This window comes from Arthrobacter hankyongi, assembly GCF_022012395.1.
In the GTDB taxonomy this organism is placed as follows: Bacteria; Actinomycetota; Actinomycetes; order Actinomycetales; family Micrococcaceae; genus Crystallibacter; species Crystallibacter hankyongi.
This window is the reverse complement of record NZ_JAKLTQ010000004.1, coordinates 205,631-220,361: the sequence shown is the minus strand read 5'-3', so window position 1 is coordinate 220,361 and position 14,731 is coordinate 205,631. Positions and strand designations below refer to the sequence as shown.

Genomic DNA, 14,731 nt, shown 5'->3' with positions numbered 1-14,731 from the left:
GAAGAGCGTCGACAGTGCCGTGAGGATGAGGGCCCAATACCGTGCTGTGTGGCTGGCCTGGCAAAGTGGGTTACTGGGGCACGGCCTCCCGGGCGATGGCGAACCGCGCATACTCTTCCAGCAGTTCAGGGTCGTCGACCGCTCCCAGATCCGCGACCTCGCTGAGCGCAACACCCTGCAGGAGCCGCTTCACCGGCACCTCCAGCTTTTTCCCGGTGCGGGTGTGGGGAATCGCCCGCATGATGACAATCTCGTCGGGAAGGTAGCGGACGGACAGGTTGTCACGGATGGACCTAGTGATCGCTTCCTCCGCCGCGGCAGGTTCGGTGCCCTCGGTGAGCTTGACGAACAGGGGCATGTAGTAGTTCGTGCCCAGTTCCGCGCCGACCACGAGTGCCTCTGCGACTTCCGGAAGCGACTCGACGGCCGTGTAGATGTCGGCCGAGCCGAGCCTCAGTCCGTTGCGATTGAGGGTCGAGTCTGAACGGCCGTGGATAAGGATGCCGTGCCGCGTGAACTCGATGTAGTCGCCGTGCCGCCACACTCCCGGATACGTGGAGAAGTAGCTGTCGTGGTACCGGGTGCCGTCGTCGCCCCAGAACCGAAGCGGCATTGACGGCATCGGCTTGGTGACGACGAGTTCGCCCTTTCCGGTGGTGGGATTGCCCGCTTCGTCCCATGATTCGACCCGGACGGCCAGGGCCGGGGCCTGGATGTAGCCGACGCGGACAGGCAGCGTCGGTGATCCGCCGACGAAGATCGAGGCGATGTCGGTGCCGCCGCTCATTGAACTCAGCCAGATGTCGCCGACCTGGCCGTAAACCCAGCGGTAGCCATCGGTCGAGAGAGGAGAGCCAGTGACCTGAAGGCACCGCAGCGCAGACAGATCGTGTTCGCGCATCGGCATCAGTTCGCTCTTCGCACACGCGTGGATGAAGCCGGCGCCCACCCCGAGGACCGCGACCTTCTCGGCGGCAACAGTCTGCCATACCCGGTCGACCGAGGGGAACGTGGGGTTGCCGTCGACGAGGACCGCCGTCGCGCCCACGCCGAGGGCGGAAATGAGCGAGTTCCACAGCACCCAGCTCGTCGACGCCACGTTGAGGTACCGGTCCCCCGGCCGCAGGTCGGAGTGGATGAGGAGCATCTTCATCTCCTCGAGCAGTGCACCGCCGTGCCCGTGCACGATACCCTTCGGAATGCCCGTCGTCCCCGAGGAAAAGAGGACCCACAGGGGGTGGCTGAACTCGACATCCGCGTACGCGGGATCTGCCGGTGCGGCCACGGCCTGCGCCCAGCTGGCCGCAGGCATCGGAGTTTCGATCACCGGGGTGGACGCGTGCCGCGTCACCCAGATGATGTGTTCCACGGTCGGGAGTTGGGCGAAGATCGCGCCGAGCTCTTGACGGCGGTCGCGGTCCCTCCCGCCGAGCCGGTAGCCCGGCGCGGCGATCACGACTTTCGGATTCAGTTGGGCAAACCGCGAGACGATCGCGCCTGCACCGAACTCCGGCGCGCAAACGGACCAGAGCGCTCCGATCGACGCGGCAGCGAGCAGTCCGACGACGGCTTCGGGAACGTTGGGAAGCACTGCGACGATCCGGTCGCCGGGGCCGATACCCTGCGCGCGCAGATGCTGCGCGAGCGAGGCCACCTCCCGGCGCAGCGAGTCCCAGGTGACCTCCTCGCGTGCCCCGTCCTCGGCGACCGCGATCAGGGCGGTCCCGTCATGGCCCTCGAGCAGGTGCCGGGCGAAGTTGACCGTGCGCCCCGGAAACCAGCGCGTGTGCGGCATGGAGTCCGCGGTGCAGACCGGCCCGTCGGGACCCCCGAGCTCAACTCCTGCGAACTGTGCGAAGAGTTCCCAGAACCGCTCCGGGTCATCGACCGACCACTGCCAGACGTCGTCGTACCGCGGGCCTGCCTCAACACCCTGCGTACGCAGGAACTGGGTGAATCGCTCGATTCCGGTCTCCGCATTCCCGGCGAGGTCGGGCTGCCAGATCACTTCGCCGTCTGCGGCGTGTGCGTCGACGATCACGTGCGCTCCAAGGTTTCGGACAGCGCTCGACGCCGGACGGCGATTTCGGACGCCGACAAAGGCTCCGTTCCGATGAGCACGAACAGGACCCGGGCGGTCTTGTTCGTGCGGTTCGACCAGGCGTGGCTCGTGGCGCGCTGCACGGCCACGTCCCCCGCGCGCAGCGTTGCCTCGCCCTCGTCGACCAGGAGGGTGATCTCCCCGTCGAGGACGACCGCATAGTCCAGCGAGTCAGTGCGGTGGAACCAGAAGTGCTTTCCGCTGCTGTGCTCCGAACCTGCCTCGGCCTCATCGTGACCGTCGATTTCGCTGAAGATTACCGAGCCGGCTTCGTCCGGGTAGACAGAGTCCGGCGGAAAGTCGGCGATGCGCAGGATGGTCTCGCCCGCGCCGGGAAAGCTCGGGATGTCCGTATCCGCGGCAGCCGGATCCTCGTCGGTGACGTGGTCGATGGAACCGGTGGTCAGCCAGGGGACGGTGGCGCCGAAGCCTGGAATCTGGTCGGAGGACCAGTGGTTCGGCGCGGGTCCGTCCGAAAGGATAATGGCGCGCCCTTGGTCGTCGTGTCCCGTCACAACACGGCGGACAGGGTGTCTCGTCGTCATGCCTGCCACCCTTCGTGCGGGTAGGGACGGGGCTCGGGCCACCACGGGGCCTTTTCGCGTTCCGTGGATACGGGCGTTCGCAGGGTGCCGACGCCCTCGAGCTCGAGCTCAAGGACGTCACCGGGCTGCAGGAACCGGCCAATCTCGACGCCGGCGCCGAAGCCCATCGTGCCGGAGCCGATGATGTCGCCCGGCTGCAGGCGGTCGGCGATGGATACGTACGCCAGCAGTTCGGCGGGGGTGTAGACGAAGTCCTCGACCTTCGTGTCAGAGAGCACCTCCCCATTGACGCGGACCTGACCCTTGAGTCCCTCGATCGAGTCGATCTCATCCATTGTGACCACCCAGGGACCGATGCCGTAGGCGAAATCCTTGCTCTTCTGCGGGCCCATGCCGATCGGCATTTCGATGCCCTGCACGTCGCGGGCGCTGAAGTCGTTGAAGATGGTGATCCCGAAGAGGTGGTCGAGCGCCTGATCCGGGGTGAGGTCACTGCCGGACTTACCGATGACGTAGCCGACCTCGAGTTCCCAGTCGAGGGCCTCGGTGAAGTCCGGGTACGGCAGGATCTCGTCAAGGCCGTACGACTTCGCGGTGGTGCCCTTGAAATACCCGGGGCGCTGGTAGATCGAGCGCGCCGGCTGTGCCTTGGCGACGATGCGGTGGAAGTTCTGGATGTGCTGCTCGAAGGTCAGCCCGTCACGAATGACCGGCGAGTCCACGGCAGCGCGCCAGGAGACCTCATCGATCGGCAGCGATGCATCATCGGCCGCCGCCAGCGCCGCGTGTGCGGCGTCGAGGAAGGCGGTGCCGCCCCCGATTCCCGCCGACAGGCTTCCGGGCAGCACCGTCAGGGCGATCGCCCGGGCGCGCTCCGGCTCGGCCGCTTTCCGCTGCAGCGTCAACGCGTAGGCGCGGGCGAGGTCGACGACCCGCCCCTGCTCCGGCTGCGCCGCAACAAGTCGAATCTGCTTTCCGTCGGGTGTTGGTACGGCGATCCGTCCCAGTTTCATGGACCCTCCCTTGGGTTACTTCTTTAATGTGTTGCTTCAAGGCGAAACTTGTTCGATACGTACAGTATCGCATTCTGTCCGCCGGAACTCAATGCCCTGGTGGGGGCCGGCTTCCGGGTGGCTCAGACCGCGCGCCGCAGCGGCTCGGCATCCCAGAGGTCCGCCAGCCCTATGTCCCGCGGGAGCACCTCGAGACTCCGGCGGATGTCGGTGAGGAGAGCCAGGCCGGAGCGCTGAACCGCGAGCGTGCGCGGCCGCGCAGCCCAGGCTGCCGCGGCGGCCGCCTTGAATCCGCAGCGCTCCAGCAGCGCGATGCCGTCATCGTCGGGCAGTGACACCCCGATTTCGGCTCCCCGCACGAGTGCGCGCAGGTAGGCGTGGAGCGCGTCCGAATCGACCATTTGAGTGCGAACCACCAGCCCTTGGCCCGGCAGCTCCGGAAGCAGTTCGTTCACGGACGCGACACACCGCATGCCGGCCTGTGCGGCGAGTTCGCCGAACGGCGGCCCGAGCAGGCTCGCGTCCGCCTCGCCGGCCAGGAGCGCTTCGAACCGTTCGCGCACCCCGCCCGCCTCCACGTAGTCCACCTCGACGCCTGCGTCGCGGAGCATACGCCGGGCGATTAGCGCGAAACCGTTCGCCAAGGCGTCCACGGCGAACCGGCACCCGGCCAGATCCGCAACCGACTCCACGTCGCCTCGTGCGTAGACCCCGACCGGGGTGGTCTGTTCGATCTGAGCGACGAGACGAAGATCGGCGCCCGCCTTGGTCCACTCGAACAGGTTGTCGATGGCCGTGACCGCGATGTCCTGCTGGCCAGTGATCAGCGCCTCGAGCTGGGCTCCGCTCGAGGTTGTCCGGGTGGCCTCAACCCCGTCCAACAACCCGAATTCGGCCGCCAAAAGGTATGGGACAGGCGGCACAAAGTGGCTCTGCCGCAGCCTCACCGGCCCGGGCCGCCGGCCGCCGCGACCGCGGCCGGCCGGTCGGCATACCAAGGCGGCAACTGGCCGCTCGGGCCGCGGACCACCGTCCGCTGGACGCCGAGCCCCGAGATCGTCGCCTCCATCACGTCGCCGTGCCGGAGGAAACGGCCCCAGTGCGAGCCGTTGCCCGCCGGTGAACCGGTGATGAGAATGTCACCGGGCCGCAGCACGGCGACCGACGATGCGTAGGCGATCAGGCTCGGGATATCGAACAGCAGGTCATCGGTGTCGGCATCCTGCATGAGCGCGCCGTTCAGGCGCAACTGGATCCGAAGCTTCGCCGGGTCGGGGACGAACCGCGCCGGCACCAGGTAGGGGCCGGTGGGGAAAAAGGTCGGCTGGTTCTTCGCCCGGAACCAGTCCGTGCCCATCATGGCGATGTCGCCGCGGGGGACGAGCGTCCGCGCCGTGATGTCGTTGACGATCGTGTACCCGGCCACATAGTCCATAGCGTCGTATACACCGACCCGGTGCGCTGTCCTCCCAATCACCACGCCCAGCTCAAGTTCCCAGTCGACGTCTGCGCCGACGTCGGGCAGCTGCACATCGTCGTAGGCGCCGCAGACCGCCGACGGTATCCCGGTCCACACGTACGGGTCGCCCGATCGGCCGCGCTCATCCGTCTCTGCGGCCGCGTCGGCGCGCGGTTGCGCCTCATCGGCACCCTCCGTGCCGAGCCGATGCGCGACGCTGATCTGCAGGATGTGCTCGCGGTAGTTCGCCCCTGCCGCGATGATCGTGCCGACGGGCTGCACCGGCGGCAGCACCCGCAGTTCACCGAGCGGGCGCGCACCCACGGCAGCCGGCTCGATAGCCTCAAGCGCGTCGAGGTGCGCCTCCCAGTCGGCGAACAGGTCCCCGATCCGGCGGACGTCTGGCAACACCGCGCGCAGGTCGACGACGGCGTCATCGAGGGCAAGTCCGGGGAATTCTTCCCCCTCGTGCTCGAAGGTGCCCAGCACGAATCCGTTCACGAGTGCTTTTTCCATGAAGTCTCCATCAGTCATTGCAGCGCCGTTATACCGGCGGGGCGACGTACAGGCCCTTGTCCGGGTCGTTGAACATCTCCCGTGCGATGAACTCGTCCATCTCGCCGCCGGTGCCCCACTGGTCGGAGGTTTCCGGCTCGCTGGTGTCGAAGATGCTGGGATGCCAGGTGTCCTCGTCGACCATGTCGAGTTCGGTGGTGTATTCCATCGTGTTGCCGTTGGGATCGATGAAGTAAGTGAAGGTGTTGTCACCGGCGCGGTGCCGGCCCGGACCCCAGATCTTTCGGAACCCGGAACGGATTAGGCGGCCGCTGCCCCGCATGTACTCGTCGATCCCGCGCAGCTCGAAGGAGGCGTGCTGCAAGGAGGCGTGCGGACCGCGGGCGATGGCCATGCTGTGGTGCTGGGCGTTGCAGCGCATGAAGTAGAACAGGTCTCCCATATGAGGGTGGTTCAGGGTGTCGGAAAGCCGGAATCCCAGGTGCTGTTCGTACCAGGCACGCATCTTTTCCGGCGCCGGGGAGTTCAGCACCACGTGGGACAGGCGCACCGGGATCGCCTCGCGTTCCTCGATCTTGCGGTGCTTTCGCACTTCGACGTCGGTCGAGACCTCAATCGTGCGCCCTTCCAGATCGAAAAACCGGAAGCCGTACCCCCCGCCGAGCGTCTTCACGTCATCAGGTTCGCCGATCAGCTGCACGCCTTTGGCGATGAGGTCGGACGCGAGCTCATCGACCGCGGTCCGGTCCGCGACCCCGAACGCGACGAGATCGAGGCGCTTCTCGTCGGATTTGCGCACGCGGACCGAATACTGCTCGGGGGAGCCTTCGGCGGCAAAGTAGGTCACGTCGCCGTCGTCCTCCATGACGGTGAGTCCCCAGTGGTTCTTGTAGAACTCGACCTGCTTTTGATAGTCGGGCACCGCGATGTCGAAGTGCCTCAGGTGGGTGATCGGGCTGAATGCCATCATGGTCTCCTGCGTTTTGTCCGGTTCGTGCGGATGTGGGATTAGGTGTGTGACGGCACCGTGCGGCCGACTGTCGGGATGCTACGGATGAGGTGCCCCAAGGCCTCGGCGGTGTCGCCGGCGCCCAGGATGTAGCGGTCCGGCCGCACGACGACGGCCTGGGCGCCCGTGGCTTCCAGGATCTGGCCGACCTTCGCCGGATCGAACAGGACCACGACGTCGTCGTCCTCCTCGAGCTGCTCCCGCAGCCCGGCGGGGACGGCGGCGTAGAGCTCCGGGGTCGTTGCCACCAGGAAACGGGTGCCCACCATGTCGTCCAGGCGGACGCCGTCGGCAAGGATCGGCTGCATACTCAGGTGGCCGGCCCGCTTGTCGGTTCCGCCCTCGTGCAGGCCCGGGCCCAGGGCCGGGGACACCGGGGCCGATGCGGCAGGGTTGGCACGGATGAATTCGTCGCGCTGTTTCGCGACCTCGGCGTCGGTGGTCTGGAGGAAGCCAGCGGCATTGGTCGCCTGCTCGACCCAGAACCGCGCATGCGGCTTCCGCTCGCTCTCGTAGGTATCGAGAATGCTGTCATCGGCCGCGCCGCGCTTGACCAGGTCAAGCTTCCAGACGAGGTTCGCCACGTCGCGCACTCCGGCACACAGGCCCTGCCCGAACAGCGGCGGAGCCTGATGTGCGGCGTCTCCGGCGAGGAAGATGTTGCCGGCGCGCCACTGCCGGGCGATCCGCCCCCGGAAGGTGTAGAGCGCCTGCCGGTCAGCCGTAAACTTATCCGCCGGCAGCACACCGTGGCTGATCCGTTCGACCGCCGCCGCGGTCACGATTTCCTCGGGGTCGTCGTCGGGCATCAGCATGAACTCCATCCGCACCCGGGTGCCTGGCAGACGGATCCACAGGGCAGGCCGGGTGTGATGGCCCAGGAAGATCATGTCGGACGACAAGCCGGGACTGTCTTCAAGGATCCCGTCGACGACAAGCCACTGCGCATCCTCACCCAGTTTTTCGGTGTCGATGCCGAGCGATTGCCGAATCTGGGAGCGGGCGCCGTCGGCGGCAATGGCCCACCGTGCACGGATGATCGATTCGCTGCCATCAGCATCGCACACAGTGACTTCGACGCCCTCGTCAACATTTCGAACCGCGGCAGCGGTGCTTCCGCACCGGAGCTCGACGCCGGGGAGTTCCTCGACGACCTCCCGGACCAGGCGTTCGATGTCGGGCTGGTGGAAGGTGAGATCGTCATGCCACCCCTGGCTGCCGAACCTGCCCGTGGGCACCGAGATGAGCACCTCGCGGGCTTCATTCTCGATGTGCATCGAGGCCATCGGCAAGGTGGCCTCCGCGAACCGTTCCGCCACCCCCAGCGACTGGAGCGTACGGAAGGTCTCGCCGTCGAAGTGCACCGCGCGGGCCGTCGGCCACATCTCGGTATCGCGTTCGAGGCCGACCGCGGTCAGGCCCGCCCGGCCGAGCAGCGCCAGCGCGGTGACCCCGACCGGGCCTCCCCCGATCACGACCACGTCAACCTCGGCGATGTTGCTCATCCCACTCCTTAGTGTTCAGTACGTTTCGTTTCGAATAGAATGTAACACCGGTCACTCCGCTCCCGCAAGGGCCTGACGGCCGCCTGCGTATGCCGGCGGGTCAGGCCTTCCAAACGGTCTTGAGGTTGCAGAACTCGCGGATGCCGACCGCCGCGAGTTCGCGCCCGAACCCCGAGCGCTTAATCCCGCCGAACGGCAGCTCCTGGTAGGAAACAGTCATGCCGTTGATAAATACCGCTCCCGCTTCGAGATTCGCCAGGAACCACGCCTCCTCTTCCGCGTCGCGGGTCCACACGGCGCTGGAGAGCCCGAAGGAGGTCTGGTTTGCAATCCGCAGCGCCTCTTCGCGACTGTTCGCCCGGTACAGCGAGGCGACCGGTCCGAAAGCCTCCTCCTGGACGAGCCGCATGTCGTCGGTCAGGCCCGCAACCACGGTCGGCGCATAGAAAAAACCCGGCCTGTCAGGGATTGTGCCACCGGCCAGGATCTGCGCCCCCCGGTCCCGCGCATCGTCCACAAGCTCGGCGAGTTCGTCCCGGCCCGAGCGCGTGGCCAGTGGGCCGACCTCGGTGGCAGGATCGAGCGGATCGCCGACCACCAGGTCCGCCATCCGCTTGGCGAATTCGGTGGCGAAGGCCTCATAGACGTCGGCGTGGACAATGAACCGCTTGCCGGCGATGCAGGACTGGCCGTTGTTGTTGATCCGCGCCCGCACTGCGGTTGCCGCCGCCTCGTGGATATCGGCGGACGGCATGACGATGAACGGATCCGACCCGCCGAGTTCCAGGACGGCCTTCTTCACGTGGTCGCCGGCGATTGATGCGACGGAGCGCCCCGCAGGTTCGGATCCCGTTAGGGTGACGGCCTTGACCCTTGGGTCTGCCAGCACACCGGCGACCTCAGCCCCGCCGATCAGCAGCGTGCGGAAGGAACCCTTCGGGAATCCTCCCCGTTCGAAGAGCGTGTCGAGGAACATGGCAGACTGGGGAACGTTGGACGCATGCTTGAGCAGTCCGGAGTTGCCCGCCATGAGCGCGGGAGCCGCAAACCGGATGACCTGCCAGAGCGGGTAGTTCCACGGCATGACCGCCAGGACCGTCCCGAGCGGCTCGTACCGGGTCCACGCCCGCGAAGCACCGACCGCCGCAGGGTCCTCCAAGGGAGCGTCGGCAAGGAATGCCTCCGCGTGCTCGGCGTAATAGCGCATCGCCTTCGCGGACTTGAGCACCTCGGCCACCGACTGCGCGATCGGCTTTCCCATCTCGATGGTGATGAGCTCCGCAAGACTGCCTGCCTCCTCGGTGAGGATCCCGGCAGCGGCGATCATCCATGCTGCGCGCTGTTCGTACCTTGTTCCCCGGAGCTGTCCGGCGGCCTCGGCGGCCTCGGCGACCCGGATCTGGACCGCTTCGGACGTATCAGGCTCAAATTCCTTTTCGGTCAAGCCGGTGGTCGGGTTCACAGTGGCGATTGCCATGGGCTGGGCCCTCTTTCCTTGAATTTCCTTTGAGGCGGGGTTGTGCTGATGAGTATATGGGATACGATTCGTATCGGACACAATTTATCTGTTCCGCTTGATTTCCCGGCCCCGGCCCGCAAGTGCGCGGCCGTCGCACAACGCATAAGGAGCGAAAGCCCGTGAGCACCGATGGTGACCTGCCACCAAGCCTTCCGCTGTTCCTCACCGATTCCGATGTAGCCAAGCTTTCCGACTGGCCCCAGGCGATCGAGGCCGTCCGCGCGGCGTACAGCGCCACCGATGACGAGGCCCGGACGCCGGGCCGGATCTTCGCCCAGTCCGAACGCGAATGGCTGCGAATCATGCCGTCGGTACCGGGCAGCGGCCGCTTGTTCGGCGCCAAGTCGATCGCCGGCTCATTTGCCGATGGCCTCCGGGTCAGTTACCTCATCTCCCTCTTCGACAAGGACACCGCGGACTTGGTCGCGCTGGTGGACGGTAACCGGGTCACCGGGCTCCGCACGGCGGCGACTTCCGCCGTCGGGGCCTCGACGCTTGTACCGCAACGGCCCTTGCAGGTCGGAGTGATCGGTTCGGGCTTCGAAGCGCGGTCACACCTCACTGCGCTGTCGCATCTGGTCGAGTTCGCCGGCATCCGCGTGTTCAGTCCCACACCGTCCAATCGTGAGTCGTTCGCCCGCGAGTTCGACGGAGTTTCTGGTGCGGCGGCCCTCGCCGTCGCCTCCGCCCAAGAGGCAGCGGAGGGCGCAGACCTCCTCCTCTGCGCGGCACGGTCGAGGGACGAATCGCCGACCCTGCTGAGCGAATGGGTAGGGCCCCATGCAGCCGTCGTCTCCATCGGTTCGACGACGCCGGCACAGCGCGAGCTGCCCGCTGATCTCATTGGCCGGGCCGCCGTCGTCGTTGTCGATACTTATGACGAGGTAGTCAATGGCAGCGGCGACATGATCGCCGCACGCGCAGACAGTGTCGATGTCGATTCGATCGTCGTCACACTGAACGACGTGCTCGGTGGCAAATCCCCGATCGATCCGGAGCAGGGCATTCGGATCTACAAATCGACCGGCTCCGGCCTGCAGGACATCGTCGTCGCCGAGATGCTCCTCAACCGCGCTCGAGCCGAGGGCATCGGCACCGTACTGCCCGTCGGCATTGTCACCACTAGAAAATGAACAAGGATTAAGGAGAACCCGATGGTGGACTACACACGGTCCGAGGCCCGCGCTTGGGCGAAAGAGAAGTTCGGCGGCACGATCGCCGTCACCCATCCGTCGTACACACCCGACTTTTCGGGGATCAACGAGAACGCGATCCGCCACGACGTGCTCAAGCTGAAGGAACTCGGCTTTGCCGGCACGCTTCTGGTTGCCGAAGTGAATGTCACGGTGGAGGAGTACGCCCGGATTGCCGCTGTGGCGCGCGAAGCCGCCGGGCCTGACTTTGGCCTGTTCTTCCACGCCATCTTCAACACGTTGGAAGAGAACATCCGGGCCGCCAAGCTCGCCGAAGCCGCCGGCGTCGACCGCGCGCTGCTGGCCTACCCCGCGTCCTTCTGGCCGACGTCCCACGACCAGGTGTTCGACTACACCAAGGCCTTCTGCGACGAGACCGGGTTGGCCACCATGCTGTTCCCGCTTCCGGCTTGGGGATTCGAGCGGATCCACCCTGCAGGCATGGATGTCTCTTTCGTTCGGCGCGTGCTGGATGCCATCCCGAATATTGTCGCAATCAAGGCGGAGCAGGCCTACCCCGGCATCCCGGGCGTCATGGAAATGTACCACCATTTCCGCGACGAGGTGCTGATCTCTTGCCCGATCGAGGCCGAGACCATCCCGCTGATGTCCGTGCTCGACTTCCAATTCTCAGGCACGAGCAACACGAACTGGATGAGCGACTACTACCCCCGTGCCTTCGAACTGGCACGGACCGGTCAGTGGGAGGAAGCGATGAAACTGTACTGGCAGGTTCATCCGGCCCGTCAGGCCAATGGTGCCGTGTCGTCAACCTCCACGCCCGGGACGAACATGATCAACCGCACGCAGTGGAAATACCAGGAGTGGCTCGCCGGCTTCAACGGAGGGGCCCTCCGCGCGCCCGCCCCGAAGCTGCCCGACCGCTTCATGAAGCAGCTCCGGGCCTCACTGGTGGCCTCGGGCCTCCCGGTCACGGACTCGCCGGACGAAGAGTTCGTGCGGGGCCGCGTCTCGGCCTGACGCTCGCCGGGCGAGGAACTTGATGGTGAACCGCTCCCCTGGATGGGACTAAGAAATTGGTCCTTCCAAGGGAGCGGTTTTGCGTGGTGTTGATGGCAGAGACGCGGAACCCATCGCTCGATGCGGTGAGCGATGGGTTCCGCCTGCGGAGTCGTCCGAGTCCTAACCGGCAGGCGTCCGGAGTGCGCGGCCGGTTCCGCGGTAGACTGCGACCGTGCGGTCACCTGCACGCACGATGACATCCACGATGACGCGCCGTGCTTCGTTGAAGGCAACTTTGGCCTCGGCGATCAGCCGCTCGCCGACGTGCGCGGGAGACAAGTAGCTGATGGACGCATCTGCCGTCGCGATGCTGGCACCCAGCGTGTTCGCCGCCATGGCGAATGCAGTATCGGCAACGCTGAAAACGAAGCCGCCATGGGCGATGCCGTGCCCATTGGCCATCTCCGGCGCAACGTCGAGCACAGCGACAGCCCGCCCGCCGCTGGCTCCTTCCACGGTCACTCCCAAGCGCTCGAGGCTTTGATCCGCTGCCAGCATGGAGCGTGCCGGCTCGTCGATGGTGGTCGTCACGTTCACGAGAGGCGCTCAACGATCATGGCCATGCCCTGTCCCCCGCCCACGCAGAGGGTTGCCAGGCCGAGCGTGGCGTCTGTGGTCTGCAGCCCGTTGATGAGCGTGCCGACAAGCCGGGCCCCGGTGGCGCCGAACGGGTGGCCCAGCGCGATCGCTCCACCGAACGGGTTCACGTTCTCCGGGTCTGCCTTGAGCCGGCGGACAACGGGGACGACCTGGGCGGCAAACGCCTCGTTCAGTTCGACAAGGTCGATGTCGTCGATCGACAAACGGAATCGTGCCAGCAGGCGCAGCGAAGCATCCACCGGGCCCAGGCCCATAATCTCCGGTGAAAGTCCACTTGCAGCGGTCCCCAGAATGCGGGCGAGCGGCGTAATCCCCAGTTCCTTGGCCCGCCGTGCGCTCATGACGATAAGGGCGGACGCCCCGTCATTGAGCGGGCTGGCATTGCCTGCAGTGACTGTGCCCGAGGCGAGGAAAGCCGGCTGGAGCCCGGACAATCCCTCCATTGTTGTCGATGGGCGAGGGCCGTCGTCGGCATTCACCACCCTTCCCTCCGCGGTGGCCACCGGCACGATTTCCCGGGCAAAGTATCCGGCGCCGATGGCGCGCGCCGCCCTGAGCTGGGACTCCAGCGCCCATTCGTCCTGGTCCCGCCGCGTCGTGCCGGTGGCGCGGGCGACAAACTCTGCGGTCTTTCCCATGTCGATGTAGATGTCCGGTTGCTCGCCGCGGTTCCGCGGGTCGGACCATGGCGCGCCGGATTCGAAGAGGTCGCCAGCGCGCCGGCCCGCAGCCGCGAATCCCGGGTAGGGCGAGGTAGTCACCGGCGGCGTCGAGGACGTCGACTCAACTCCGGCGACGAGGAAAGCCTCGCCGTCCCCGGCCCGCACAGCTTGTGCTGCCATCGCGGTCGCTTGGAGGGACGAGGCGCAGAAGCGGTTGACCGTCACCGCCGGCAGATGGTCCATTCCTGCCAGGACCATCACCCGGCGGCCGATGTTGTCTCCCTGCGCACCTTGGGGAACTGCACAACCCACGTAGGCATCGGCCAACTCGGTTGGGTCCAGCTGCGGTGTTCCTGCGAGGGCTCCCCTGATGGCCGCGAGGGCAAGGTCTTCGGGCCGCTCGCCCGCGAACGCTCCCTTACGGGCGCGGCCGATCGGCGTTCTGCGGTAGGCGACGACGACCGCGTCGTTCGGTGCAATGGCGGTATTCACGTCAATGGGTCCTTTCGGCAGATTCGTATGCTACGGCGATCCGCCCAAGTGTGAGGGGGAATCCGGCCAGACAGGAGCGCCGCAGGATCAAGGGAGGCAACCGTGTCGTCGTCGACCGGTGTCCTAATGCAACGACGGGGCCGATGAGCACCTTAGGTACCCTTTTAATACTATACGAACCGTACCGTATAGACAACGACTGAAGGAGCGCGCATCGCGGGCGATCGGGCCAGCCCAAAGCGTGTTGCCCAGGGGGCCCCTACCGGCTGCCATACGGACCCGGCATACCCACTGGAAACTGGTTCGGACCCGCTTATCGCTGGCCGGCGAGCCCCTCCAGGGCCAATTGCATGATGGCATTCGCAGCGTCCGCATCGAGGGGGCCGGACTGAAAGAGAAGCCGGAAGTACACCGGGGAGTAGAGCAGCTCGGTCGCAAGCATGGGATCCAGGTCGGAGCGTATCGTGCCTTCTTCCATGGCTCTCCGAATCAGCACTGTCACGGCGCGTGAGCGGGGAATCCAGAACCGCTCCTTAAATTCCGTCATCGTCGCCTCGTCATACTGCGCTTCGGCGACAAGCTGGGAAATAAGCCGCCCTTCCGGTCCTGCATAAATCGCAGCGAGCGAAGCGAGATGCTCACGCAGAGCATCAATAGCCGGCACGTCTTCGCGGACCGGGGTGCGCGCGACGTGATTTTCCAGGAAGGTATCGATAACAACAGCAGCCTTGCTCGGCCACCAACGATAGATTGTCGTCTTGCTGACGCCTGCCTCGCGGGCGATGCGCTCGATCGAGAGCTTCTGGACGGTGAGCGCAGGTCCCGACTCATCGAGCAACGCCATAGTCGCCTCGAGAATCGCCTTGTGACTTTGTTCGCTTCGTACCGCCATGCGTCCACCTTATGAGTTGAGAGTTCCAATACGGAACGTACACCATTAGGTCCGCATGCCGGGGCAGCGAATCTTGCTGGCAGGATCCATCAGGCGCCCCATCCAATAAGCGACCATCCGGTGCGCGCCCTTGTTCACAAAGGGCCGTCCCAGTATCGTATTCAATACGATACGTTTTGAACAGTTAGATCATCCAATCGCC

13 protein-coding genes are annotated in these 14,731 nt (G+C 65.8%); 2 read left to right on the top strand and 11 right to left on the bottom strand.

Annotated features, from left to right (window positions below; all coding sequences use genetic code 11):
* Positions 1-70 precede the first annotated feature (70 nt).
* From LVY72_RS08690 to LVY72_RS08655, 8 genes are all read right to left on the bottom strand, one after another.
* Positions 71-2,041 (bottom strand): acetoacetate--CoA ligase, encoded by a 1,971-nt coding sequence (locus tag LVY72_RS08690; protein WP_237819771.1) that lies wholly within the window; start codon positions 2,039-2,041, stop codon positions 71-73.
* A complete protein-coding gene (locus tag LVY72_RS08685) occupies positions 2,038-2,646 on the bottom strand; it encodes a cupin domain-containing protein (protein WP_237819769.1) in 609 nt (202 codons plus the stop codon). The genes LVY72_RS08690 and LVY72_RS08685 overlap by 4 nt, the downstream gene beginning before the upstream one ends.
* Positions 2,643-3,659, bottom strand: a complete 1,017-nt coding sequence (locus LVY72_RS08680; protein ID WP_237819767.1) for a fumarylacetoacetate hydrolase family protein — start codon at positions 3,657-3,659, stop codon at positions 2,643-2,645. The genes LVY72_RS08685 and LVY72_RS08680 overlap by 4 nt, the downstream gene beginning before the upstream one ends.
* Positions 3,660-3,781: 122 nt before the next feature.
* Complete coding sequence (locus LVY72_RS08675) at positions 3,782-4,582, bottom strand: ABC transporter substrate-binding protein (protein WP_237819764.1); 801 nt, start codon at positions 4,580-4,582, stop codon at positions 3,782-3,784.
* Between the two features lie 20 nt (positions 4,583-4,602).
* Complete coding sequence (locus LVY72_RS08670) at positions 4,603-5,634, bottom strand: fumarylacetoacetate hydrolase family protein (protein ID WP_237819760.1); 1,032 nt, start codon at positions 5,632-5,634, stop codon at positions 4,603-4,605.
* A 28-nt stretch (positions 5,635-5,662) separates the two neighbouring features.
* Positions 5,663-6,604 carry a VOC family protein gene (locus tag LVY72_RS08665; RefSeq protein ID WP_237819758.1) on the bottom strand — a complete coding sequence of 314 codons (942 nt, stop codon included), beginning with the start codon at positions 6,602-6,604 and terminating at the stop codon, positions 5,663-5,665.
* A 38-nt stretch (positions 6,605-6,642) separates the two neighbouring features.
* Complete coding sequence (locus tag LVY72_RS08660) at positions 6,643-8,148, bottom strand: bifunctional 3-(3-hydroxy-phenyl)propionate/3-hydroxycinnamic acid hydroxylase (protein ID WP_237819755.1); 1,506 nt, start codon at positions 8,146-8,148, stop codon at positions 6,643-6,645.
* Positions 8,149-8,248: 100 nt separating this feature from the next.
* Complete coding sequence (locus tag LVY72_RS08655; protein ID WP_237819752.1) at positions 8,249-9,625, bottom strand: NADP-dependent succinic semialdehyde dehydrogenase; 1,377 nt, start codon at positions 9,623-9,625, stop codon at positions 8,249-8,251.
* 161 nt (positions 9,626-9,786) lie between these two features.
* Here LVY72_RS08655 and LVY72_RS08650 point away from each other — a divergent pair, with 161 nt between their 5' ends.
* Both LVY72_RS08650 and LVY72_RS08645 read left to right on the top strand, forming a co-directional pair.
* The gene (locus tag LVY72_RS08650) at positions 9,787-10,800 is read left to right on the top strand and encodes an ornithine cyclodeaminase family protein (protein WP_237819749.1); all 1,014 of its coding nucleotides are present in this window, start codon (positions 9,787-9,789) and stop codon (positions 10,798-10,800) included.
* Positions 10,801-10,821: 21 nt separating this feature from the next.
* Positions 10,822-11,841, top strand: a complete 1,020-nt coding sequence (locus tag LVY72_RS08645; RefSeq protein WP_237819746.1) for a dihydrodipicolinate synthase family protein — start codon at positions 10,822-10,824, stop codon at positions 11,839-11,841.
* 162 nt (positions 11,842-12,003) lie between these two features.
* Here the strand turns inward: LVY72_RS08645 and LVY72_RS08640 are convergent, their stop codons facing one another.
* From LVY72_RS08640 to LVY72_RS08630, 3 genes are all read right to left on the bottom strand, one after another.
* A complete protein-coding gene (locus LVY72_RS08640; protein ID WP_237819743.1) occupies positions 12,004-12,420 on the bottom strand; it encodes a PaaI family thioesterase in 417 nt (138 codons plus the stop codon).
* A complete protein-coding gene (locus tag LVY72_RS08635) occupies positions 12,417-13,637 on the bottom strand; it encodes an acetyl-CoA C-acyltransferase (RefSeq protein WP_237819741.1) in 1,221 nt (406 codons plus the stop codon). The genes LVY72_RS08640 and LVY72_RS08635 overlap by 4 nt, the downstream gene beginning before the upstream one ends.
* 313 nt (positions 13,638-13,950) lie before the next feature.
* Positions 13,951-14,529 carry a TetR/AcrR family transcriptional regulator gene (locus LVY72_RS08630; protein WP_237819739.1) on the bottom strand — a complete coding sequence of 193 codons (579 nt, stop codon included), beginning with the start codon at positions 14,527-14,529 and terminating at the stop codon, positions 13,951-13,953.
* Positions 14,530-14,731: the final 202 nt, after the last annotated feature.

Excerpts from the sequence above, each read along its gene's own strand:
- LVY72_RS08645 (WP_237819746.1), top strand. The coding sequence starts at position 10,822 with ATGGTGGACTACACACGGTCCGAGGCCCGCGCTTGGGCGAAAGAGAAG.
- LVY72_RS08680 (WP_237819767.1), bottom strand. The coding sequence starts at position 3,659 with ATGAAACTGGGACGGATCGCCGTACCAACACCCGACGGAAAGCAGATT.
- LVY72_RS08685 (WP_237819769.1), bottom strand. The coding sequence starts at position 2,646 with ATGACGACGAGACACCCTGTCCGCCGTGTTGTGACGGGACACGACGAC.
- LVY72_RS08665 (WP_237819758.1), bottom strand. The coding sequence starts at position 6,604 with ATGATGGCATTCAGCCCGATCACCCACCTGAGGCACTTCGACATCGCG.
- LVY72_RS08670 (WP_237819760.1), bottom strand. The coding sequence starts at position 5,634 with ATGGAAAAAGCACTCGTGAACGGATTCGTGCTGGGCACCTTCGAGCAC.
- LVY72_RS08655 (WP_237819752.1), bottom strand. The coding sequence starts at position 9,625 with ATGGCAATCGCCACTGTGAACCCGACCACCGGCTTGACCGAAAAGGAA.
- LVY72_RS08660 (WP_237819755.1), bottom strand. The coding sequence starts at position 8,148 with ATGAGCAACATCGCCGAGGTTGACGTGGTCGTGATCGGGGGAGGCCCG.
- LVY72_RS08630 (WP_237819739.1), bottom strand. The coding sequence starts at position 14,529 with ATGGCGGTACGAAGCGAACAAAGTCACAAGGCGATTCTCGAGGCGACT.